Origin of the sequence: Microcoleus vaginatus PCC 9802 (genome assembly GCA_022701275.1) — a bacterium.
GTDB classification, from domain to species: Bacteria; Cyanobacteriota; Cyanobacteriia; order Cyanobacteriales; family Microcoleaceae; genus Microcoleus; species Microcoleus vaginatus_A.
Map to the genome: position 1 here is coordinate 5,349,985 of CP031740.1, position 21,591 is coordinate 5,371,575.

Below are 21,591 nucleotides of genomic sequence, written 5' to 3' on the forward strand. Positions count from 1 at the left end.
AACAAAGAATTCATCAGATAGGTGGGTTGAGGGGGAATGAAAATAGAGTTGAGGAAAGGTCGATCGCCCTTTTGGTCGATTCCCTACGGGATAGCTTCGCTTCACGCGCTTTTGGCAATTTTTGGTACAACATCAGTTTCTGCACAATCTCCGATTTTTCCCATTGCTCAACAGATTAATTGCGATCGCCCGCAAGGAGATGCACAAGTCAGAACTTGTATTCAATTGAGGTACGAGGCCTCGGACAAACGAATGAACGAGGTTTACAAACAACTAATTTCCTCATTGAGCGACGAAGAGCAATCAATTCTTACGGAAGCACAATTAGGGTGGATTCAGTTAAGAGATAAAACCTGTGAATTTGAAGTTTATACAAGTCGTGGCGGTACGGGTTATCGAGGTTTCCTCAATGAATGTTTGGATCGCGTGACTCAACAGCGCACTGTGGAACTAGAAAAGTATTTAAAACAAAGATAAAATAGGAAGTACACCGTAAAGCACCTGACAATAATAAAGATAAACAAGTATTTATGAAAAGCCGATCGCCATTCACTCTCACCCTCACCCTCATCTCAGCAATTGTAAGCACCACCGTACCAGCAGTTTTCGCCCAGCGACAGCCATCAGCCAACGAAATATACATCGATAAAAATTGCCAGCGCAATCAGCAACTACCGCAACTTGAAAGATTCACTATCTTTAGCAGAAACGAATTTACAACTAACGGTCAAAACTACTGGTTCTACGCCGCCCGCTATCTAGACGGCGCCGTGCTTTTCTGTACCTCAAAACCCAACTTCAACCAACCTAAACCTCTAACTGCAAAACAAATACAATCCCAATTTATTGACAAAATACTCCGAGACCCCAACAACAAAACAGCCTTTATCATCGTAGTCCGAGAAGGAAATGGCCTCGAAGTACCCATGACCAATTACGGCTTAGAATTGAGCAATGTCGATCGCCCCAAACTCACCTCTCTTTCCATCCTACAGCAGCGGGGAACCCTCAAAGACGGCGAGCCCAGTGAACACACATTTCAAGGACGGGCCGGTCAATCTATTACGATCGACCTCAAAAGCAGAGCATTCGACCACAACATAGCACTGTTAGACACCAGTGGCAAAAATATTGCCCAAACAACAGGTAACTCCCAGAATCGCCGAGAGTCTCAAATCACCGTAAAATTGCCTAGTAACGGCACTTATAAAATAGTTGTTAAAGGAGGCGATCGCACAAGCAAAGGTACTTACACATTAAGCGTTAATTCCAATCAGCTTTAACTCAATTTAAACCAAGCGCTAAGCAAACTCAAAAACAGGTGTTTCAATCACTCTAATAGGCTTTCTATCTTCCCAAATCATCTTCTGCAACTGTTCCACAGTTTCAGGTGAAAAAAAACGCTCTCCCGTTTCCACACACACTCTAGCAGGAACATTTTCAATGATAATAAACTTACCATTGATTTCCAGGGTATAACTTACTTTTTCTTCCACCATTGTTTCTTGCCAAAAATCATTGTTCATTTTGATTTATCCTTAACTTAAAATCAATCCAAATTTTCGGAGCTGGTTCGTATAAAGTAATGATTTTTACCAAAGGACGAGATGGATAACTGCACTGAACGTGCAAAGGTCTATTGGCAATGGTCAAACCGAAAATCAAACAGCTTGGGCCATATTTGTCATCGGGATACTCTTCGATAACTTCACCAGCCATTATTGCTTCCCGGAGTTCTTGTACCCTGATACGGCGAACGATGCTTTGGTTTACTGCGTGTTGTGAAAGCTCAAAATCATTTTTTACAATTTTAACACGTATTTTTTCAATGATTGTCATAGTTTCATATCATATCTATAACTCAACACAAGAGCAAAAATTGTTAACCAGTGGCGGAACCAACCAAACATCAGCCAAGATAGAAACAACGCCATTCCCGCAACCGCCATGACAGACATCAACCAAATAACCGCCGCCCTAGAGGGTAAAGACTACAAACAAGCTGCCCAACTCATCAAACAACTACAAAAAGAATCCCCCGAAAATCCGTGGGTACAATACTATATCGCCCGCTACTACGAACTCACCAACAACCTCGAAAAAGCCCAAACAACCTACAAACAAATACTCCGCGACATCACCAACGCCAAAATCGTCTCCCAGACCCGCCAAGCTATTCAACGGATTGAAACCGCACAACAAAACCTCCGCCAACAAGCCATAGAAACCGCCAAAAACGACCCCAGCAACCTCGAACCCGGACTCCTTATCCTCGAACCCGTGAGTCCCGAAAACAAACCCGCAGCCATTCAAAATATCAGCAGAATCTTTAAAATCGACGCCTACACAACCCGGATGCAAATCCAAAGCCGCGGCTGGAGACTTTACAAAACTGGCCCCATCGCCGAACTCCGAATTTACGGTCAAGAACTCCTCAACGCCGGCATTCCCGTATTTTGGGCAACCCTAAGCGATATTCAAAAAATCCAAATCTTCCGAGTGCAACACTTCCAGTCTCTCTCTTCCCCAGCCGTTGTTTGCAAAGATAAACTCGATCGACTCGGTGCGATCGAATTTAACTGGTCAGAAGTTACCCAAAGAGTAGAAGGCTTGTTGCCGATGTTCATCGAAGTCATGGACTACTCCCCCAACCGAAGAAAGGAGCAATTTCGCCACAGAGAAATCAGGCAAGATTACGCTCAAATCTGTGACTTGCACATTCCCAGCAGAAACTGCATTCTGCGAATTTGCGACCAAAGTTACGAATTTCAACAAGGAGTTGACTTCACCAAAGCTTCAGCCGAGCTCCCCACTTTACCGAACCACAAAAACAAAACATCGAGAGTCAAAAACTCTCAACAAATTCCTCAAAGTACCACCCGAATTAACTGGAATCACTTACTGGAAATATTCGATCGCCAGCTTGACGTTACAGTTTGGTCAGAATTTACGCCCTTTGCCGACACAGTGCTCGATTACACTAATATGTTGAGCAAGATCGAATCTCATATAGAAGTCGAGCGCAAATCCGAAACTCCTTGGGACTCAGCTTTTCAGCTATACAGCGGATTAGCCTTCCTCAGAAACCCAGAAAATAGGGAATAGAACAAAGAGTTAAAATTAAAAATGAGGAATCCCATTTTTAATTTGTTAACGCCAGCATTGGGAGTTATCCCATGCCCAATTCCCTATTATAAATTCCCAATTTCCTATTTCGTTTTCACCTGACGAGCCATTTCCCGGAAATTGTTCATGCTGGGGCCAGGGGTTCGACGACTTCCATTTGGTGTCGGCATTAAATTATTAGGAGCAAAAGTGCGATTCGCTTCAGCTTGACTCGGCACTTTCCCGTTAGTTGCAGCAGCAGGTATCTTAGCGGGTTCCGCATTATTAGCAGGAGCGCTAGCGACTGGTTCCTTTTCTTTCTTAGACTTTTTCTCTACCTTAGCCTTTTTAGCTGGTTCAGACTTCTCAGACTTCTCAGACTTCTCAGACTTAACAGGCTCAACTTTTGCCGGTGCGATCGCAACAGGCTCAGCCTTCGCAGGCGCAACTTTTGCTGGTTCCTTAGCTCCAGATTCGCCCAAATCTAGGAAATATTCAGACTTTTTCAAGCCCAACAGTCTGCCGAAAAAGCCGAAAATACCGCCGAAGAAATTTTTGATAAAACCAAACATTAGACTTACTCCTTTTGTTCTTTTAGAGAAATTTGTACAAGCTTGTCAACAAAGTTAGATTACGAGCTAGGGCAACCTTTGTCTACATTTATTCATCAAAATTTACATTTGGCTATATCTAAGCTACCTCATCAAAGCAAATTTTAGGTATGAATACTCACAGTGCTTTGCACTTATTTACAAAGTATCTCAGAATTTGTTAGGGATTCCCACTCATTGCCGATCGTACCTCGATCCGATTCCCTAGCTGTCCTAGTACGGGTCACACTCCCTAGGGGAGTGATTTATGCTTTAATCACCAAGCAATTTTCCGCAAAATGAACAGTTCGCTCGATCGCAATCCCGTCATCCTCATACACGGCATCTGGGACACAAAGATTATTTTCAGCAAAATGTCCGCCCGCCTCACCGAACTCGGATGGTCAGTCCACAGCCTCAACCTCACCCCCAACGACGGCAGCCTCGGCCTTGACTTACTGGCAAAGCAACTCGCAGACTACATCTCTGAAACCTTCGAGCCAGAACAGCCTTTAGACATAGTAGGCTACAGCATGGGTGGCATTGTCAGTCGCTACTACGTCCAGCGACTCGGGGGAATCAACCGCGTACAGCGCTTCATCACCCTATCTTCCCCCCACCACGGCACCCTCACCGCTTATTCCCTACGCCTACCAGGATACCTGGATATGCGCCCCGATAGTGGCTTGCTGCGCGATTTAAATCAAGATGTGACAATGCTCAAACGCATAAACTTTACATCAATGTGGACGCCATTTGACATAATGATTGTACCGGCGAACAGCTCCCAAATGCCAGTAGGTAAAGAAGTTAAAGTCAACGTTTTGCTGCACCGCCAAATGGTGACAGAACCCCTAAGTATTAACGCAATAGTTGAAGAGCTCAAAGCACCTATTGAAAATAAAATTCCCACTTAAAAATGAATAGCAATTTCAGCCGCAACCCAGTCTTGCTAATTCACGGAATCTTCCGAAAATCGGGAATTTTTTACAAAATGTCTGCCTACCTCACCCAACTGGGATGGTCAGTATATACCCTCAATCTCTCGCCCCATTGGGGCAACGCCAGCATAGACGAATTAGCCCAACAAATAGCAGATTATATAGACAAAACCTTTGCGCCCGAACAGCCTCTCGATATAGTAGGATTGAGTATGGGCGGTTTAGTAACTCGCTACTACCTGCAAAGGTTAGGCGGCATTAACCGAGTGCAGCGCTTTATTGCCATATCTTCTCCTCACAGCGGTACTTGGATGGCTTACACTCTCTGGGGAAAAGGCTGCGTTCAAATGCGTCCTGGCAGTGCTTTTCTGGAAGATTTAAATCGAGATGCTGTCTTGTTGGAAAAGCTCAATTTTACTTCGATTTGGACAGCTTGGGATTTCATCATCGTACCTGCTTCTAGTTCCCAAATATCTGCTGCCAAAGAAGTAAAATTGTCTGTTTTCGCCCATGCCATGATGGCGAGGCATTCCAGCAGTTTAAAAGCTGTGGCTGAAGCACTGTCTGAACCATTGAAAATTAATAATTAACTTGTAGTGTACGTCAGCAGATACTTTTTATTAAAATAACCTGTCCCGTATCTAAATTGTATTTTTGGGGCGGGCGGGACGCCCAGCCCCTACTCCCCACAAGAATTTCATCACAGTAGAGCCAATTCTTCAATCTAAAATTTAAAATCTAAAATCTAAAATCGACTGACGCACCGTGAGAGGCTACTACTAAACTGTATCGCCAACTTCAGCGTATTCGCTGCGACCAAAAATTGCTTCAGCTTCACAATAATACTTGAACTCAAGTATATTGTGGAAAGGGTCTTCTAAGAAGAAAGTACGGTGTTCTGTAGGCAAACCGACAAATCGCCGTCTCGGTTCTTGATAGAAATTTAAGTTGTTTTGCTGGGCTTTCTCTAACAACGCTTCCCAGTCAGCTTCAGAAGTAAAAATTAACCCAAAATGCCGGGGATAGATGCCTCGCTGAGGCGTCAAAGGTTCGCGGCTGACGTGGGCGACAATTTGATGGCCGCACAAACCCATAATCGCAGAATTAGGCGATTCGCGACCTAGTTCGCAGCCGAGCCCGTCTACGTAGAACGCTTTGGTTTGGGCAATATCGGTCACCGGGAAGGCAAGATGAAATAAGACTTGGTTCATGGAGGTACTAAATGCAGAATTCAGAATTGTTCTTTAATTATTTATCTTGGTCTAATCCTTGGTGGGTGGCGATCGCCCTAAATACAGTTTTAATCGCGATCGCCACCATTGCTCCTAAAAAATTGCTCACTCCCGCTGGCCAATTTCACGGCTGGGTATTGGGCGTGCTCATCTGGGGCTGTTTGGGATGGCAAGGCTATGCTGTGGTGATGTTTTACTTTCTTGTCGGATCGGGAGTTACCCGCATCGGCAAAGCCCAAAAAGAAGCAGAAGGCATAGCCGAAAAGCGTTCAGGCGCCCGAGGCCCAGAAAATGTCTGGGGTTCGGCTTTAACCGCCACTCTTTGCGCTTTGGGAGTTTTGGCATTATCTATTTTAGGAGATACAGGCAAAATGTCTGTGCCACAAGATGCTATTTCCCTGTTATTGCTGGGTTACGCGGCGAGTTTTTGCACCAAACTTTCCGATACCTGCGCTAGCGAAATCGGCAAAGCTTACGGGAAGCGGACTTTTTTGATTACCAGCTTGCAGCCTGTACCTAGGGGTACGGAAGGGGCCGTAAGTTTGGAAGGAACGATCGCAGGTATTGTCGGCTCAATTCTGATCGCACTTTTGAGTTGGGCCGTCGGTTTAATTGACTTGACAGGAATTGTTTTTTGTCTTATTGCAGCTTTTATTGCCACGAACATCGAGAGCGTCATTGGGGCGACGGTGCAATCAAAGTTTGAGTGGCTGACGAACGAGGTGGTAAATTTTTTTAATACACTCATAGGAGCGATCGCAGCGATCGTTTTAGCGGCGACCTGGAGAGCTTTTTTAGCTTAGTTAATCTTGGACGCATTCGCGACCCAAGAAACCGGGTTTTTTACGATAATTGAAGGCATTAACGCAGTATTTTTAGAAAAAAACCCGGTTTCTGCCTCCCGGGCTATTAGTTATTAACTATTAGTCATTAGTCTCAAGCAATCAACTCATGACTAATGATTAATAGTTAATCAAACTAAGCGTCGTCTTGCGGCCCAAAAACCATTTGTAAAATCATCGTCGGTTCGCCCCGCTTGTGATAGCGATCGGCCCAATTGCGAATAATCTCATCTAATTCCTCAAGGGCTTGGTCGAGGCGTTCCGGCGGAATATCCAAAGTCTCCATAATTCGCATCACCTTCGGTTGTTTGTCCGCCCAATCCTTCATCAGCCGGAAATATCTAGCCGTATCCTCCACCATAGTAAATGTTCGCTCTTCCTGCTCTGCCGGAGAGTAAGTAGCGCGGGTGAGGGCATAAAACGGCATTCCCCAAGGAGAATCAATGCGAGTTACTGTCCCAGAATAGATCAAGCGCCGCTTAATGTGTTCTGCTAGAGCTTCGCTCAAAGGCATTCGCCTTTCTGGAGACATATCTTCTTGCGATCGCCTGTGCAGAAACTCGATCAACTCCATAAACTGAAAAGAATTGATCAGTTGAGCGTCAGGCGGATTAGGAGGAATCTTGCTTTCTAGATATTTTTTTTCATCTACAGTCAAATTGTTTCCCGGAATGCGAGGGCGTCCCGGCATCCAACCATACTGTTCCAACCAGACATAAGGAAACTGAATCAAATATCTAGGTTCCTGGGAACCCAACATTTTCAGCAATTTTCCCTGAGTCAGAGCTTCCCGGACTTCCTCAACAATCACCTTCACCCGTTTAGGCTCAATGTGATGCAAGTGCCCAGTCATCCGCAGGTTGTTGTCCTGCTCCATATAAGTCATATAAATGGCACACTTAGCCGCCGTTGCGGCCGCGTCTAGAAACGCCCCGTGCCTGTGCCCACTGGTTCTCATGGCGCTAAACGCCAGATATAGCATGATCTGATCCATTGCACTAGGGCTGAGGCTTTTGACCAGATCCAAAGAGTCATTTTTCATCACTATCCCCGAAATAGCCAAATTTGGAGGCATTTTGTTGTCCTCCATTAAATTATTGCGAGAGCGCCGAATCAAGCATAGCCGACTGTCGCCGGAAAGCTTGCCAGCTACCCTAATATTCAGGTTAGTTAATTTCCCTGAGGTAACAGGGGCATGGGCTTAAAGGCTATCCACACCGCATAAGTGGTTCTTATTGGTGGCCAATTTAAGTAGATTGCTGCACCCTCTGCGCTGACAGTTTACCTATATATAAGTTAGTTATCGCAAGTTAATTATAGTGCAGCGGTTGAAAATTAAACCCTACTTTGGGCGCGGAGAAGGTAAATAACTGTTGCGCTCCCAGGAATCTGAGGAACTGTTGCGCTCCCAGGAATCTGAGGCGACTCCGAGGTGATAATTTTTGACCAGTCATGGATGCCGAAACCCGGTTCGATCGACTACAATAAGGGGTGGAAGGCGACGGATATCGGTTGAAAAACCCGGATGAGCCCATGCCTGTGGGTAATTCCTGTTTAATTGGAGAGTTTTCAATACAAAACCGCCACATACTAGAATCTATCTCTAGGTAGATGGCGGTTGCAGGTTTATATGCTATCATCGTTTACACAAAAAAGAATCTCCTAAGAACTGTCCACAAAAGAACTGTCCACAAAAAGTGCAGTTGTCGCTTAACGTGAAAAACTAGAATCCCAGAAAATCCGATCGAGCGATCAAATGAACGGCCCGAAGCAACTCAGTTGTGGTCATCACTTGCGTCCAGTGCCATTAGAAATCTTGTAGCGGATGAGTGTAAACATTAGGCTCAGTAAGATTCCTGCGTCCGCTGCCCCTCTCAGGACCGCGCTCGCGCTTTTGTTGAGTTTGGGCTGACAACATATATTGGGCGGTGGCAGTTTCGACCATGGGGAGTGAAGATTCTAAAGCTTGAGCGGCGCTGGCACTCAAGGTAATGCCCAACAGGCTCAGTAAAGCAATTGCAGTGTAGGTTTGCATGGGTAGTATCCGTGTCAGTGTCTATTACGTGATACGGACTTGCCCTGATCTATCAGGATAGATATCTGTGCAATTTTCGGATCTCTACAAAAAACCTTACCTCTTCAATTCTACGGATTCCGCCAGCAGCCAAGCACCTGCCGAATTCAGCCTGCCCCATACTGTCAGAGGCTTTTCGGTTTCACAATTGTGTAAAAATCTGTCGGTTTCCGAGTCCAAAGTCACGAGTTGCCAAGTTTGACCGGCTACAGATGCGGGGCTTGTCAGTGTTAGTGTCCAGTCTTGTTCGCCGAGGCGACGGAAAATGCCAGAAAATTGGCTGTGGGTATTTGCTGTTTGACTGCTTGGTTTCTCTACTGACTGCTGACATTCGCCGCTGGCGGGATATGCTTCAGGCCGATCGAGATAATAGCGTTGCCAATCCAGCCAGTCCGATCGCCCCCGTGTCAAATTAAATAAGGGAATAACAGCCGCACTCGCCTCGGAATCTTGCAGCAAAGCTTCCTGCAAAACTCTCACCGGCAAATCCCGCGGCTGACATCCAGATTCCGCGCACAAAGCCGCCGCCATCCCCGCCGCCTGTCCAATATTCATTACCGTCGGTTGCAAGCGAGTTGCACCGTTGGCGATGTGAGAGACGGAAATATTTTTTTCGCAGACTAGCAAACCGTCTGTACTCGCAGGAATTAGGGCGCTGTAAGGAATGGTAAACGGAGTTCCCGTCCAGCGGCCGCCCCAGCGAATGGATTTGGGCTGCAAGGGAATGTCGCCACTGGGGTAGTGGTGGTCATTGGCATAGTTGCCGATCGCAATTGTTTCACAAATGCCCTCAGAATTTATCGGCAACTTCGCGACTCTTCCGCCGGCAATAGGCAAAATATCTTGTTCTATGACTGTACTTATCCCTCGCAAGCGGCGACTTTCTCGGTAGTAAGGATGTAGGGCGAAAGCACCAAGAAGGGGAGAACTTTGTGGATTTTCGATCGTTGAAATCGGGAAAATATTCTGTGCTAGGCCGTAGCGGTGGCCGAGTTGCGTTTGAATGAAGCGGGCGAAACTTTGAGTATGCCAGAGACTTTCTTGGAGGAATTCTTGTCGAGATGCTTCAGATTTAATGAGTCGATCGACCCCTTCACCATAATCATTACCTCGAATCGGCCAATTAATCATCAATAATCCGCCCGGAAGCCTGCCGTAATTGAGAAATTGTTCGGGGGTGTAACCGTCCCAAGCACCGATAAATCGATCGGGATTTTCAACTGGCGGCGCGGGAATTTCTGGCCCGGCCGCACCTTTACCAAAATCCTGCATGATTGCCACCCAAGTCGGAGCTTGCACCGAATAGCTCTCTGTGAGAGCATTAGACGCAGCCGGCGCGCTGGGTTCTCCCCACTCGGCTTGGAATTCCCAACCCCAGCGGTGCCCAACCTCCGCTAAAGCCAGCAAATCTCCCAATTCCGTTGCATCTAAAGTGATTTTGGCCGAAACCGTAAAATCTGCAAACTGAACGCCAGAAATGCGATCTCCTTCATACAGCACATCGTGAGCTTTTTTTCCAGAAATCCAGTGCAAGTTCGGCAAACATTTAACCCAATCAGCGAAAATTTCAGCACCGGTGCGGGGATCGTAAGTAAAAAAACTGACCCAGCCCCAATCCAAACCTCGTGGCTGTCGCTGCTGGAGTTCCCGGAGAAACGCGCCCCACAAACCGGTTTGAAAAGCTGCTAATTCATTGCCATCGGGGGCCGAAACGCCAGCGGAAGTCAGCATTCCTCCCAGCCAGGGGAATTCGCTTACTAAAATAGTTGTGGCACCTCGGCGGGCTGCTTGCACCGCTGCTGCGGTGCCGCCGGTGCCGCCACCGACTACCAAAACATCTGCTTTTAAGACCGAAGACATGGGCAATACCATTTTAGATTTGAGATTGCGAAAGGATTAGTCAGGTGATGAGTGCGCTACGGATAGATGTTCGGCGTTGGCGATCGCGCATTGAATTTTACCTCGAACGGCGGGAATGCCCCCGCTATAATCTTTGATTTGGCGGCGGGATGAAAGCCCGGTTTATTTTGTCAGATATCTGACCAATGCTGAAAGCCAGGGAAGAGAGACTGACAAAATAAACAATCTCCTACATAACTTCACGACAATTTTATACACACCATCCAAACGTCTGTTACCATGAATCTATAAACACGGTAGAAGTCGCAACAGTGTATCACGCAGTCAAAGTCAGAATCTATCCCACTCCCGAACAAGAGCAATACCTAGCTCAATGTTTTGGTAATTGTCGTTGGTTATACAACCGAATGTTGAACCTAACCACAACGACTTACAAGGAAACTGGGAAAGGTATGAGTAAAGCTGCAATGGATAAATTGCTACCGGGATTGAAAACGGAATTTGACTGGTTGGGAATTGCTTATTCTCAATCATTGCAACGGGTGACATTCAATCTCAGTGCAGCATTCGTGAATTTCTTTGAAGGTCGTACTAAATATCCGACGTTCAAAAAGAAAGGATCGAAACAATCGGTTTCATATCCTCAGAATGTCAAGCTGATGGTTTCAGAGAAATCGATTAAATTTCCTGGTACATTGGGATATGTCAAAACTAAGTTTCATCGGAGCTTACCTGATGGTAAGCAAGGTTGCGTCACCATCTCACAAAACACAGATGGCACGTACTTTGCATCAATACTGTTTGAAGTGTCCAAACAAACATTAGAACCAGTCAACGATGCAATCGGTGTAGATCTGGGATTGAAAGATTTTGCGATCACCTCTAACGGAGTGAAGCATAATCAGCCTAAAAAAGCTCAGAAAAAGCTACAAAAACTAGAACGCAACAAAAAACGCAAACAACGTAAATTAGCCAGAAAAAAGGGCTATACGAACCGTAGAAAAGCGAAATTGCTGGTGGCAAAAGTGTGTAGCAAGATTGCCAGAATCCGCGAAGACTTTCTTCACAAGCTATCCCGCAAGATAGTCAACGAAAACCAAGTAATTGTGACAGAAAATCTCTCAGTCAAGAACATGGTCAAGAATCCCAACTTAGCCAGATCTATTTCAGATCGAGGATGGGGAAAGTTTTGCACCATGCTCAAATACAAAGCTGAACAGTTGGAGCGAAATTATGTCGAAATCAATCGATTTTTTCCATCATCACAGCTTTGTTCAGAAACGCTGCTACCGATTCCTCAACTTCAGAAAGGTTGGGATAGTCTGAAGGTACGTTATGTAGACTGCCCAAACTGCGGAAAACAACACGATCGTGAGATCAACGCCGCGATCAATATCAGAAATGAAGGCTTGCGGATTTTGGCGTTAGGAACTAGCGCTTCTGCTTTCGGAGGGGGTGTAAGCCCAAAACGATCTGGACGTAAAAAATCTACCATCGTCGAGGCAATCCCCCGTGAAGAAAGAAGCCTACACCATACTGCTCCGTGCAGTTGGTGTAGGTAGTTCACTGTGTAAAGACTTGACAAATAATAAATCGGTAATTATACAACGAGCGCACACTTTTTTTACTAGATGACTGCATGAGCGATCGCAAATTTTGATTTCTCACTTTTGGCGCGCAAATATTGCCAATATGACACCGCGAATAACGATAATAGAAAAAAGGGAACAGCATCTATAAAGTTTTACGTCTTAATAATTTCTGAGTTAGTGATTAACGGATGCAAATGGAAAAAGGTTTTATTTTGTGGTTTACCGGGCTGAGCGGTTCCGGCAAGACAACTATCACCAAAGCTCTCCAACCCGAATTGAAGGCAAGAGGTTGCAAAGTTGAAATATTGGATGGAGATGTCGTTCGCACCAACTTGTCAAAAGGTTTGGGATTTAGCCAAGAAGACCGAGATACTAATATTCGGCGGATTGGATTTGTCGCTCACCTGCTGAGCCGCAATGGAGTAGCCGTAATGACCGCAGCTATTAGCCCCTACAGAGCAATTCGCGACGAAATTAGAGCAATGGAGCCCAATTTTGTTGAAGTATATATCACAGCGCCGTTAGAAGTGTGCGAAGGTCGCGATGTCAAGGGCCTATACGCTAAGGCCAGAGCAGGAGAAATTAAGGGTTTTACGGGAATTGACGATCCTTATGAAGAACCGCTCAATCCTGAGATTATTTGTTACACAGAGCGAGAAAGTGTGGAAGAGAGTGTTAAAAAAGTTCTAAGCAAGTTAGAAGAGTTGGGTTACATTTGATGTTGGCGGGCTTGGATGAGGATAGGGGCAAAAAGCGATGGTGGTGAAAAGTGATTCGCGCAAGGTGCAACTTGAGAAAAAATCTCACCCTTGTTTCCCCTTCGCGGAGAGGGAAAGGGAAGAATTTCTCCCCTTTGGTGCAAGGAGAGGGGATCAGGGAGACATTTCCAGCAAAAGCTGCCAGCTTGGTGATTGGGCAAGCAATGCTGTCAAAAGTTTAATTGTCCAAAGTTTAACAGTGTCAGTGCTGGCGGCGGTGGGTTCATCTCCTGCGGCGGCCCAGTTTTTGCCTCCTCCTCCTCCTCCTCCTCCCGCTTCGGGTTCTCCTGTTCCTGTACCGGTTCCGGTAGCACCGGGATTTCAGGGATTTCCGGCAAGTGCACCTTCAAGTGTACGATCGGAAGTTTACACTTTAGGCGCGGGCGATCGTATTCAAATGGACATCTTCAACGTCCCGGAATACAGCGGGCCCAACGGTCAACACCAAGTACAGGCCGACGGTTCCCTGAGTTTGCCGTTAATTGGCAGCGTTTCGGTGTACGGGATGACCTTAGAACAAGCTTCTAATGCTGTTAAGGACAGATACGGCAAATACCTAAAACGTCCTTGGATTACCCTGAAACTGCTGGCACCACGTCCTTTGCAAATTGCGATCGCGGGCGAAATCAACCGCCCCGGAGCCTATACAATATCCTCAGCAGCAGGCCCCGGAGGCACAGCAGAGCAAATGGGAACTCAAATGCCAACGATATCGCGGGCTCTGCGAATGGCCGGTGGAATTACCCAGTCAGCAGACGTGCGGCAAATCAAAATCCGCCGCCCCCAACGTAACGCACCGGAACAAATTATTAGTGTGGATTTGTGGGAATTATTGCAAAACGGCGATTTGCGGGCCGATATGACTTTGCGCGACGGCGATACTATATTTATTCCCACTGTAACTAGCCTCAACCGCCAAGAAGCACCGACTTTAGCAGTAGCTAACATTACCGGACAAAGCACTCAACCAATTAATATTGCTGTGGTGGGCGAAGTAACTCGCCCCGGTACTTATACTTTGGCAAAAGAGACTCAAAGTAGGGTACAAGAGAATGAAATGGGTGAAAATTCTGGTTTGTTTGCTGCCAGGGAAACCAACGGCGGGGAAACTGTTTTGCAGCAAACTGTAACGAGGGCAATTAAAATGGCGGGCGGCATTACGCCAGTAGCTGATATCAGACAAATACAAGTTCGCCGCCTGACACGGGCGGGTACAGAACAAATTATTAATGTGAATTTGTGGCAACTTTTGGAAGGGGCAGATGTATCCCAAGATTTAGCGCTGCAACAGGGAGATACGGTAATCGTTCCCAAAGCCGAAAATCTCGATGCAGTCCAAGACGAACAAGTTGCTAATTCTAATTTTTCACCGGATACGATTAAGGTGAATATTGTGGGAGAAGTCGTGAAACCCGGAGCGATTGCGGTACTGCCAAACACTACTTTAAATCAAGCGCTGGTAGCAGCGGGAGGTTTTAATAAAGCGCGGGCCCAAATGGATTCGGTGAATTTAATTCGCCTCAATCCTAACGGCACAGTTTCCCAGCTAAATGTTAAGGTTGATTTTTCTGCAACAGCCAATGAAGAAACTAATCCCAAACTGCAAAATAATGATGTAATTATGGTAAGGCGATCGGGTCGCGCTACGTTCTCGGATAATGTAGGCGGGACTCTCGCTCCTCTCAGCCCGCTGTTAGGAATATTTCGGTTGTTCGATATTTTTAGGTGATTTGAATAGACTGGCATTAACACCTCAGAAACCCGCTTTCTAGAAAAAATTGCGGTTTGGTAATGAAATATCTAGGCATCAACCGATTTCCTGAAACTCCGCCACCAATACAGACGTTTAAACTAATAAGTTGTAGAAATCAAATGAAACCAGGGAAACAATCTCAAGTAGCACTGTTTAATCATAAAAAAGCCGCTGATGTGCAAAAAATGTATTCTGGGCTTTATGAAGAAGATCAATTTTTAGGCAGAAACACAACCGAGGCAGAAGAGTTAAGTTTTTGGGAAGTTTGCCGCAGTCGCTCCATCTTAGTCATCGGCGTAGCAGCGGCCGTGACTACCGGAGTTTTCGCCTGGACACTGAATCAAAAAAGCGAGTACGAAGGGCGCTTTCAATTATTAGTAGAACCAGCGGTTACGCAAAATACTTTAGCAAAAATCTATTCGGGTGAGCTGAAAGTACAACCAGCGGGCCCAGCGACGACAGAAAATGCCGGTTTTGACTACGAATCCCAAATTCAAGTTTTGCAAAGCCCGCAAGTAATGTCGCCGATTATTAAACAGTTGCAGGCTAAGTATCCCGAAATAAATTACAACTACCTCTTGAACCAAAAAGCAGATAATTTGCCGTTTTCTCAGGAAAGTAGGTTGTCAATTAATCGCTTCAAAAATACCAAGATTATCGAAGTGAGATATCGGGATTATAATCCGAAAAAAATTCAGTTTGTTTTGGAAAAAGTTGCGTTAGGATACCGCAACTACAGCGTGCAAGATACCACCACTCAAATTAGTCAGACTCTGGATTTTGTAAAATCGAAAATTCCCAACCAGCAAAAGCGCCAACAAGCTCTGCAAACAGAAATTCAAAAATTGCGGCAGCAGTACAATTTCATTGACCCGCAAATTCAAACCCAACAGCTTTCGCAGCAAATCAGCCAACTGCAAGCGCAAAGATTAGACGCGCAAACGCAGTTAAACCAGCAGAGATTGCTGTATTCCAATCTGCAAAATCAGCTCGGACTGAACCAGCAGCAAGCGCTGATGGCCTCGGCTCTAAGTCAAGCTCCCCGCTATCAAGCGATGCTGACTCAATTGCAGCAATTAGAAGGACAAATTGCGATTAACTCGGCTACGTTTACAGACCAAACTCCGCAAATGCAATTGTTGCGAGAACAGCGCAAGAACCTGATTCCTTTGTTGCAGAAAGAAGCCCAACAGGTTCTGGGAACTGATTTGGCTAAGGTAAGTTCACAAGTGCTGGCTTTTCAAGATCCGGTGCGGATTAAGTTAATCGAGCAGTTGGTCGGTACTGCTAATTTAATTCAGGTGCTGGGTGTGCGGAATCAAGTTTTGGAACAAGCTGCTAAGCAGTTGAATCAATACTCTCAAAAATTCCCGGTGATTTTGCGACGCTATTCCGATTTGCAGCGCGAGTTGGATTTGACTAACAATACGCTGAATAGTTTGGTGGCAAAACAGCAAGCTTTGCAGCTTGAATCTGTGGGCAAAAAAGAGGTGGCTTGGGAAGTTATTGCTAAGCCGGAAATTCCGCGTTACAAAAATGGCGAGCTGATGGCTGTTGCTCCGATTATGCCTTTGAATTTGGCTTTGGGGGGATTGGCTGGTTTGCTGTTTGGTATGCTGGCGGCGCAGTTGGCGGAACGGTTTAATAATAAAACGGTGTTCCAAACTCCAGAGGATGTCAAACAGTCGATTCGCCTGCCTTTGTTGGGGGTAATTCCTGCTAGCGATAAAATTTTGAGACTTCCTCCTGCTGAGACAAGCCGGGTGGATGTGGCAATTTCGCCGATGCCGACGGATGCTTTTCAAGAAGCTTTTCGATCGCTCAATGCGAATATTCGCTTACTCAACCTTGATACTCCGATCAATTCTTGTGTAATTACTTCTTGTCAAGTAGCTGACGGCAAGTCTACTGTAGCAGTCAATCTGGCGCGGGCGGCTGCTGCAATGGGCCAGCAAGTGCTGTTAGTGGATGCCGATTTGCGGCGCCCGCAGGTACACGAAATGCTGGGTTTACCGAATTGGCAAGGCTTGCACAATGTGATTGCTGAGGATGTGGATGTGGAACAGGTGATTTTGCGATCGCCCCGCGATGAAAATTTGTTTGTCTTAACTTCCGGCCCGGTTCCTCTCGATCCCACAAAGGTGCTTTCTTCCCGAAAAATGCCGCATTTAATGGCAGCTTTGTCAAGTCATTTTGACTTAGTTATTTACGATACTCCACCGCTTTTGGGTTTGGCGGATGCGAATTTGTTGGCGGCTCACACTAACGGATTGATGCTGGTAGTGGGGCTGCACCAAACTGAGCGGGAGGCGCTGTTGTTGGCTTTTGAAGATTTAAAAATGGCGGGAATTCCGCTGTTGGGAATGGTGGCGAATAACGATAAAGGCAGCAGGTATTACTATCAGTCTTACGTGCAGGATTACGTCCAGGAACAGTCTGTTTAAGGGAGAGGAATTGAGAAATGTGTAGTGGAACAGGCCGGAAAGCCTGTTCTTGAGAATGCAAGGCGGGCGGGATACCCGACAAGATATTTCATCCATCTTGCACCATTAATTGTGAATAAAGCTGTCAGGGGCGGGCGGGACGCCCCACAAAAACATTTAACTTTTGTGGAACAGGTCGTCTAGCCTGTTCTTGAGATTTGTGCGTGATTTCAGAAAGACAAATTTTCTTAAGATTTGCGATCGAGACTCTGAACTATAATTAAAAGTAGAGAAATTTAAACAAATCGCGGCACTTGCAACTTGGCAAGACCTGAAAGAAAACGTGGCTGGTAAATTCCTATTTTGTAATACCTTGATACAACTCCCTGCCGAGGCTGAAAACTAGCAGGGAGTTTTGTGTTTTTCACACAGGAGATGAAACCATGGCTATTGCTACTATCAACCCGGCAACGGGAGAAACGCTGAAAACTTTCGAGCAGATCGCGGATGAGGTAATAGAAGCTAAGCTGGAATTAGCACAGCAAGCTTTTAAAAAATACCGCCAACTGCCGTTTGAGCAGAGAGCCCTGTGGATGCAGAAAGCTGCAGACATCTTGGAGCGCGATCGCGAAATTTACGCTGAAATGATGACCCGGGAAATGGGCAAAACGCTCAAATCTGCGATCGGCGAAGTGGAAAAATGCGCCTTAGTTTGCCGCTATTACGCCAAAAATGCCGCTCAATTTATGGCAGACGTACCGGCAACCACTGACGCTAGCAGCAGCTTTGTCCGCTACCAACCGCTGGGCCCTATTTTAGCCGTTATGCCGTGGAATTTCCCATTTTGGCAAGTTTTTCGGTTTGCGGCGCCAGCACTGATGGCGGGCAATGTCGGCTTGCTAAAACACGCTTCCAACGTGCCTCAGTGCGCTTTGAAAATCGAAGAAATTTTCACGCTTGCTGGCTTTCCCGAAGGAGTTTTTCAAACTTTGTTAGTCGGCGCCGACAAAGTAGCCGATCTCATTGCGGACGATCGCATAAAAGCAGCAACTCTCACCGGTAGCGAACCAGCGGGTGAAAGTTTGGCAGCAAATGCGGGCAAAAATTTGAAAAAAGTAGTGCTGGAATTGGGAGGAAGCGACCCCTTTATTGTGATGTCCAGCGCCGATTTACCTGCAGCTTTATCAACTGCTGTGACAGCCCGGATGCTCAATAACGGTCAATCTTGCATCGCCGCCAAACGCTTTATTTTAGCAGAAGAGATTGCCGACGAATTCATCACAGGATTTGTCGAAAAATTCGAGCAATTAAAAGTAGGCGATCCGATGTTGCCCGAAACCGATATCGGCCCTTTAGCGACTCCCACAATCCTCAAAGACTTGGACAATCAAGTGCAAAATTGCGTCCAATCGGGAGCAAAACTTCTGACAGGTGGCCGCCCATTGTCAGAGAAGGCCGGCAATTTCTACTTGCCAACTATTCTGGCAGACATTCCCCCGAATGCCTCTGCCCGTCAAGAAGAATTTTTCGGACCCGTAGCTTTAGTATTCCGAGTTGCAGACATGGATGAGGCGATCGCCCTCGCAAACAGCACATCTTTTGGCTTGGGTGCGTCAGCTTGGACTACAGTAAACTCAGAGAGCGATCGCTTTATTTCCGAACTAGAGGCCGGCGCGGTATTCATCAACGGTTTAGTAAAATCCGACCCGAGATTGCCCTTCGGCGGCATCAAACGTTCCGGTTACGGACGCGAATTGAGCATCCAAGGAATGCACGAATTTGTTAACATAAAAACAGTGTGGGTGAAATAAGCTCCCACTCTATCAACCGATCGCACAAATCTACATAAGTCTGCGTTTATCTGCGTTTACCTGCGGTTAAAAATTCCCATTTAGTATTTTTGCGATCGGTTTAAAAAGACCAAAAACCCCCATTAACCGAGGAGAGAAACGGAAATGAACACAGCTCAACTATTGGTAAAATGTTTAGAAAATGAAGGCGTCGAATACGTCTTCGGACTTCCTGGAGAAGAAAATTTAGAAATTCTAGAAGCCCTGAGAAACTCTTCAATTAAATTTATTACTACTCGCCACGAACAAGGCGCGGCTTTCATGGCCGACGTTTACGGTCGTCTCACCGGCAAAGCCGGCGTTTGCTTGTCCACCTTGGGCCCAGGCGCAACTAACTTAATGACAGGAGTTGCTGACGCCAACTTAGACGGCGCTCCTTTAATAGCAATTACCGGACAAGTGGGCACAGACAGGATGCACATAGAATCGCACCAATATTTAGATTTGGTTGCCATGTTTGAGCCAGTTACTAAGTGGAATGCTCAAATTGTTCGCCCCAGCACGACGGCAGAAATTGTCCGCAAAGCCTTTAAAGTAGCTCAAAGTGAAAAGCCGGGAGCAGTTCACATTGACTTACCTGAAAACATCGCAGCAATGCCTGCTGAAGGAAATCCGCTCACCAAAGACAACCGCGAAAAAACTTTTGGCGCTTACCAAAGCTTGAATAAAGCCGCTGTGGCAATTTCCAAGGCAAAAAGTCCTCTGCTTTTAGTAGGAAACGGCGCAATCCGCGCTAACGCCAGCGATGCTTTGACACAATTTGCTACTCGATTGAATATTCCTGTAGCTAATACTTTCATGGGCAAAGGTGTAATTCCTTACACTCATCCTTTGGCACTGTGGACGACGGGATTGCAAAAACGGGATTATATTAGCTGTGCTTTTGAAGAAACGGATTTAGTGATTGCTGTTGGCTACGATTTGATTGAATATTCCCCGAAGAAGTGGAATCCAGAAGGAAAAATTCCTATTATTCACATTGGATCTTTGCCAGCAGAAATTGACAGCAGTTATATTCCTCTTATAGAAGTTGTGGGAGATATTTCTGATTCCCTCAATGAAATTTTGCAGCGTGCCGATCGCATGGAGAAAGTAGATCCTTTTGCTAAGCAATTGCGGGCGGATATTCGCGCTGGGTACGAACAATATGCAGCCGACGACGGTTTCCCGATCAAGCCACAAAAACTCATTTACGATTTGCGGCAAGTCCTGGGCCCGGAAGATATTCTGATATCTGATGTGGGAGCTCACAAAATGTGGATCGCGCGGCACTATCATTGCGATCGCCCCAATACCTGTTTGATTTCCAACGGATTTGCGGCGATGGGAATTGCGATTCCGGGTGCGGTGGCTGCAAAACTCGTTTATCCCGATCGCAAAGTAATAGCAGCCACCGGCGACGGCGGTTTTATGATGAACTGTCAAGAGTTAGAAACTGCTTTGCGAGTCGGTACTAATTTTGTGACGCTAATCTTTAATGATGGCGGCTACGGCTTAATTGAATGGAAGCAACAAGATTATTTTGGTCATTCAGATTTCGTCAAGTTTGGCAATCCCGATTTTGTGAAATTTGCCGAAAGTATGGGTTTAAAAGGCTATCGTGTGGAAGCTGCAACCGATTTTATTCCGATTCTGAAAGAAGCCCTGGCTCAAGATGTCCCTTGCGTGATTGACTGTCCGGTAGACTACCGGGAAAATGCGCGTTTCAGTCAATTATCTGGGGATATGAGTTGCAATTTGTAAGAGTAGCCCGAAATCAGGAAACGGCACTGCCGTTTCCTCCATCGCCGTACAGACTCTCGACAGATTATTGAGGCTTGGATTACACAAGCTGGAGCGCAACTCATTTATTTATCTCCCTACTCTCCCGATTTTAATCCGATTGAAAACTGTTGGTCTAAGTTCAAAGCCTATTTACGCGCCGTGGCCGCTCGGTGTCGAGATATTGTCGAAACCGCTTTAGTTGATGCGATTGATTCCCTCACACTTAAAGATATTGAAAATTGGTTTACTCATTGCTGTTACTGTACTACACAAAGTTAGAAAAGGCTGTATGCTTGACCTACTCTTAGAGTCAAAGTTAGCTCGCTCTTGGTACTGCGATCGCCTCAACCCGCTCTCAACCGCCGCCAATTCGGTGAAGGTCGGGGATGGAGGCTGGGTAGGAGGATCGCTAAGTTCTCAGCTTCGATCTCATATTGGCGATCGCAGTGATCGTAAAAGCTATTTATTTAGCCTTTTACGTTAACCTCAAGGAGATGTTCTTTTTGTCGTTCGCTGCTCCCAGCGTGCTGCTGGAAAAACTGAATCATAGAATGTCCCGGTTTTAAACCCCGTATCTTGAACACTTCATCTTTGCTAGCGCCAGTAATCATCATCCGTATCTCTCCAGGTTTAGGTTCTTCTAAATCCTCATCATCATCCTCACGATCTACTGGTAAAACATCCACTACCTGGCTGGTTTGAATCACTTCATAAGTCCGAAAAATGCCCGTTGTTCCCCATCCTGGTAGTGTAAGGGTATAGGTTTCGTCAATTCTAAGGTCTATTTTTTTTGGTAGTTTCATAACC

General features: G+C 46.0%; 20 protein-coding genes and 1 pseudogene. 13 read left to right on the plus strand and 8 right to left on the minus strand.

What is annotated here, in order from left to right; genetic code table 11:
* The first annotated feature begins 36 nt into the window (after window positions 1–36).
* Together D0A34_22030 and D0A34_22035 are read left to right on the plus strand one after the other, a co-directional pair.
* A complete protein-coding gene (locus D0A34_22030; GenBank protein UNU21163.1) occupies window positions 37–477 on the plus strand; it encodes a DUF1311 domain-containing protein in 441 nt (146 codons plus the stop codon).
* Between the two features lie 53 nt (window positions 478–530).
* On the plus strand, window positions 531–1,283 hold the full coding sequence (locus D0A34_22035; protein ID UNU21164.1) for a hypothetical protein: 753 nt from the start codon (window positions 531–533) through the stop codon (window positions 1,281–1,283).
* Between the two features lie 18 nt (window positions 1,284–1,301).
* On the opposite strand, the gene D0A34_22040 is transcribed toward D0A34_22035, so the two are convergent.
* Window positions 1,302–1,526 carry a YgiT-type zinc finger domain-containing protein gene (locus D0A34_22040; protein ID UNU21165.1) on the minus strand — a complete coding sequence of 75 codons (225 nt, stop codon included), beginning with the start codon at window positions 1,524–1,526 and terminating at the stop codon, window positions 1,302–1,304.
* Window positions 1,516–1,839, minus strand: coding sequence for a DUF4258 domain-containing protein (locus tag D0A34_22045; GenBank protein UNU21166.1), 324 nt, complete (start codon window positions 1,837–1,839; stop codon window positions 1,516–1,518). The genes D0A34_22040 and D0A34_22045 overlap by 11 nt, the downstream gene beginning before the upstream one ends.
* 108 nt (window positions 1,840–1,947) lie before the next feature.
* On the opposite strand from D0A34_22045, the gene D0A34_22050 reads away from it, so the two are divergent.
* Window positions 1,948–3,105 carry a tetratricopeptide repeat protein gene (locus D0A34_22050; protein ID UNU21167.1) on the plus strand — a complete coding sequence of 386 codons (1,158 nt, stop codon included), beginning with the start codon at window positions 1,948–1,950 and terminating at the stop codon, window positions 3,103–3,105.
* Window positions 3,106–3,209: 104 nt separating this feature from the next.
* Here D0A34_22050 and D0A34_22055 read toward each other — a convergent pair whose 3' ends face one another.
* On the minus strand, window positions 3,210–3,677 hold the full coding sequence (locus D0A34_22055) for a hypothetical protein (protein ID UNU21168.1): 468 nt from the start codon (window positions 3,675–3,677) through the stop codon (window positions 3,210–3,212).
* A 317-nt stretch (window positions 3,678–3,994) separates the two neighbouring features.
* Here D0A34_22055 and D0A34_22060 point away from each other — a divergent pair, with 317 nt between their 5' ends.
* Window positions 3,995–4,612 carry a triacylglycerol lipase gene (locus D0A34_22060; protein ID UNU21169.1) on the plus strand — a complete coding sequence of 206 codons (618 nt, stop codon included), beginning with the start codon at window positions 3,995–3,997 and terminating at the stop codon, window positions 4,610–4,612.
* Between the two features lie 2 nt (window positions 4,613–4,614).
* Window positions 4,615–5,226 (plus strand): alpha/beta fold hydrolase, encoded by a 612-nt coding sequence (locus D0A34_22065; protein UNU21170.1) that lies wholly within the window; start codon window positions 4,615–4,617, stop codon window positions 5,224–5,226.
* Between the two features lie 189 nt (window positions 5,227–5,415).
* Here D0A34_22065 and D0A34_22070 read toward each other — a convergent pair whose 3' ends face one another.
* Complete coding sequence (locus tag D0A34_22070; protein UNU21171.1) at window positions 5,416–5,847, minus strand: glyoxalase; 432 nt, start codon at window positions 5,845–5,847, stop codon at window positions 5,416–5,418.
* A gap of 11 nt (window positions 5,848–5,858) precedes the next feature.
* Here D0A34_22070 and D0A34_22075 point away from each other — a divergent pair, with 11 nt between their 5' ends.
* A complete protein-coding gene (locus D0A34_22075) occupies window positions 5,859–6,671 on the plus strand; it encodes a TIGR00297 family protein (protein UNU21172.1) in 813 nt (270 codons plus the stop codon).
* A gap of 175 nt (window positions 6,672–6,846) precedes the next feature.
* Here D0A34_22075 and D0A34_22080 read toward each other — a convergent pair whose 3' ends face one another.
* From D0A34_22080 to D0A34_22090, 3 genes are all read right to left on the minus strand, one after another.
* Window positions 6,847–7,785 (minus strand): heterocyst differentiation control protein, encoded by a 939-nt coding sequence (locus tag D0A34_22080; protein UNU22411.1) that lies wholly within the window; start codon window positions 7,783–7,785, stop codon window positions 6,847–6,849.
* 732 nt (window positions 7,786–8,517) lie between these two features.
* Window positions 8,518–8,745 carry a hypothetical protein gene (locus D0A34_22085; protein ID UNU21173.1) on the minus strand — a complete coding sequence of 76 codons (228 nt, stop codon included), beginning with the start codon at window positions 8,743–8,745 and terminating at the stop codon, window positions 8,518–8,520.
* Between the two features lie 96 nt (window positions 8,746–8,841).
* Window positions 8,842–10,644 carry an FAD-dependent oxidoreductase gene (locus tag D0A34_22090; protein UNU21174.1) on the minus strand — a complete coding sequence of 601 codons (1,803 nt, stop codon included), beginning with the start codon at window positions 10,642–10,644 and terminating at the stop codon, window positions 8,842–8,844.
* Between the two features lie 311 nt (window positions 10,645–10,955).
* On the opposite strand from D0A34_22090, the gene D0A34_22095 reads away from it, so the two are divergent.
* The 7 genes and pseudogenes from D0A34_22095 (at window position 10,956) to D0A34_22125 (ending at window position 20,940) form a co-directional block, all read left to right on the plus strand.
* On the plus strand, window positions 10,956–12,206 hold the full coding sequence (locus D0A34_22095) for a transposase (protein ID UNU21175.1): 1,251 nt from the start codon (window positions 10,956–10,958) through the stop codon (window positions 12,204–12,206).
* A gap of 224 nt (window positions 12,207–12,430) precedes the next feature.
* Window positions 12,431–12,955, plus strand: coding sequence for an adenylyl-sulfate kinase (gene cysC, locus D0A34_22100; protein ID UNU22412.1), 525 nt, complete (start codon window positions 12,431–12,433; stop codon window positions 12,953–12,955).
* A 163-nt stretch (window positions 12,956–13,118) separates the two neighbouring features.
* Window positions 13,119–14,723, plus strand: a complete 1,605-nt coding sequence (locus D0A34_22105; GenBank protein UNU22413.1) for a polysaccharide export protein — start codon at window positions 13,119–13,121, stop codon at window positions 14,721–14,723.
* 143 nt (window positions 14,724–14,866) lie between these two features.
* Window positions 14,867–17,191: a polysaccharide biosynthesis tyrosine autokinase gene (locus tag D0A34_22110; GenBank protein UNU21176.1), complete on the plus strand. Its 2,325-nt coding sequence runs from the start codon at window positions 14,867–14,869 to the stop codon at window positions 17,189–17,191.
* A gap of 422 nt (window positions 17,192–17,613) precedes the next feature.
* On the plus strand, window positions 17,614–18,981 hold the full coding sequence (locus D0A34_22115) for an NAD-dependent succinate-semialdehyde dehydrogenase (GenBank protein ID UNU21177.1): 1,368 nt from the start codon (window positions 17,614–17,616) through the stop codon (window positions 18,979–18,981).
* 144 nt (window positions 18,982–19,125) lie between these two features.
* Complete coding sequence (locus tag D0A34_22120; protein ID UNU21178.1) at window positions 19,126–20,763, plus strand: acetolactate synthase large subunit; 1,638 nt, start codon at window positions 19,126–19,128, stop codon at window positions 20,761–20,763.
* Between the two features lie 84 nt (window positions 20,764–20,847).
* Window positions 20,848–20,940, plus strand: a pseudogene (locus tag D0A34_22125) (IS630 family transposase).
* A gap of 311 nt (window positions 20,941–21,251) precedes the next feature.
* Here D0A34_22125 and D0A34_22130 read toward each other — a convergent pair.
* Window positions 21,252–21,587 (minus strand): hypothetical protein, encoded by a 336-nt coding sequence (locus D0A34_22130; protein UNU21179.1) that lies wholly within the window; start codon window positions 21,585–21,587, stop codon window positions 21,252–21,254.
* Window positions 21,588–21,591: the final 4 nt, after the last annotated feature.

Bases quoted from the DNA above. Each gene is read 5' to 3' on its own strand.
- D0A34_22055 (UNU21168.1), bottom strand. From the start codon at position 3,677: ATGTTTGGTTTTATCAAAAATTTCTTCGGCGGTATTTTCGGCTTTTTC.
- cysC (UNU22412.1), top strand. From the start codon at position 12,431: ATGGAAAAAGGTTTTATTTTGTGGTTTACCGGGCTGAGCGGTTCCGGC.
- D0A34_22080 (UNU22411.1), bottom strand. From the start codon at position 7,785: ATGCCTCCAAATTTGGCTATTTCGGGGATAGTGATGAAAAATGACTCT.
- D0A34_22060 (UNU21169.1), top strand. From the start codon at position 3,995: ATGAACAGTTCGCTCGATCGCAATCCCGTCATCCTCATACACGGCATC.
- D0A34_22115 (UNU21177.1), top strand. From the start codon at position 17,614: ATGGCTATTGCTACTATCAACCCGGCAACGGGAGAAACGCTGAAAACT.
- D0A34_22130 (UNU21179.1), bottom strand. From the start codon at position 21,587: ATGAAACTACCAAAAAAAATAGACCTTAGAATTGACGAAACCTATACC.
- D0A34_22110 (UNU21176.1), top strand. From the start codon at position 14,867: ATGAAACCAGGGAAACAATCTCAAGTAGCACTGTTTAATCATAAAAAA.
- D0A34_22030 (UNU21163.1), top strand. From the start codon at position 37: ATGAAAATAGAGTTGAGGAAAGGTCGATCGCCCTTTTGGTCGATTCCC.
- D0A34_22120 (UNU21178.1), top strand. From the start codon at position 19,126: ATGAACACAGCTCAACTATTGGTAAAATGTTTAGAAAATGAAGGCGTC.
- D0A34_22045 (UNU21166.1), bottom strand. From the start codon at position 1,839: ATGACAATCATTGAAAAAATACGTGTTAAAATTGTAAAAAATGATTTT.
- D0A34_22035 (UNU21164.1), top strand. From the start codon at position 531: ATGAAAAGCCGATCGCCATTCACTCTCACCCTCACCCTCATCTCAGCA.
- D0A34_22085 (UNU21173.1), bottom strand. From the start codon at position 8,745: ATGCAAACCTACACTGCAATTGCTTTACTGAGCCTGTTGGGCATTACC.
- D0A34_22065 (UNU21170.1), top strand. From the start codon at position 4,615: ATGAATAGCAATTTCAGCCGCAACCCAGTCTTGCTAATTCACGGAATC.
- D0A34_22075 (UNU21172.1), top strand. From the start codon at position 5,859: ATGCAGAATTCAGAATTGTTCTTTAATTATTTATCTTGGTCTAATCCT.
- D0A34_22070 (UNU21171.1), bottom strand. From the start codon at position 5,847: ATGAACCAAGTCTTATTTCATCTTGCCTTCCCGGTGACCGATATTGCC.
- D0A34_22050 (UNU21167.1), top strand. From the start codon at position 1,948: ATGACAGACATCAACCAAATAACCGCCGCCCTAGAGGGTAAAGACTAC.
- D0A34_22090 (UNU21174.1), bottom strand. From the start codon at position 10,644: ATGTCTTCGGTCTTAAAAGCAGATGTTTTGGTAGTCGGTGGCGGCACC.
- D0A34_22040 (UNU21165.1), bottom strand. From the start codon at position 1,526: ATGAACAATGATTTTTGGCAAGAAACAATGGTGGAAGAAAAAGTAAGT.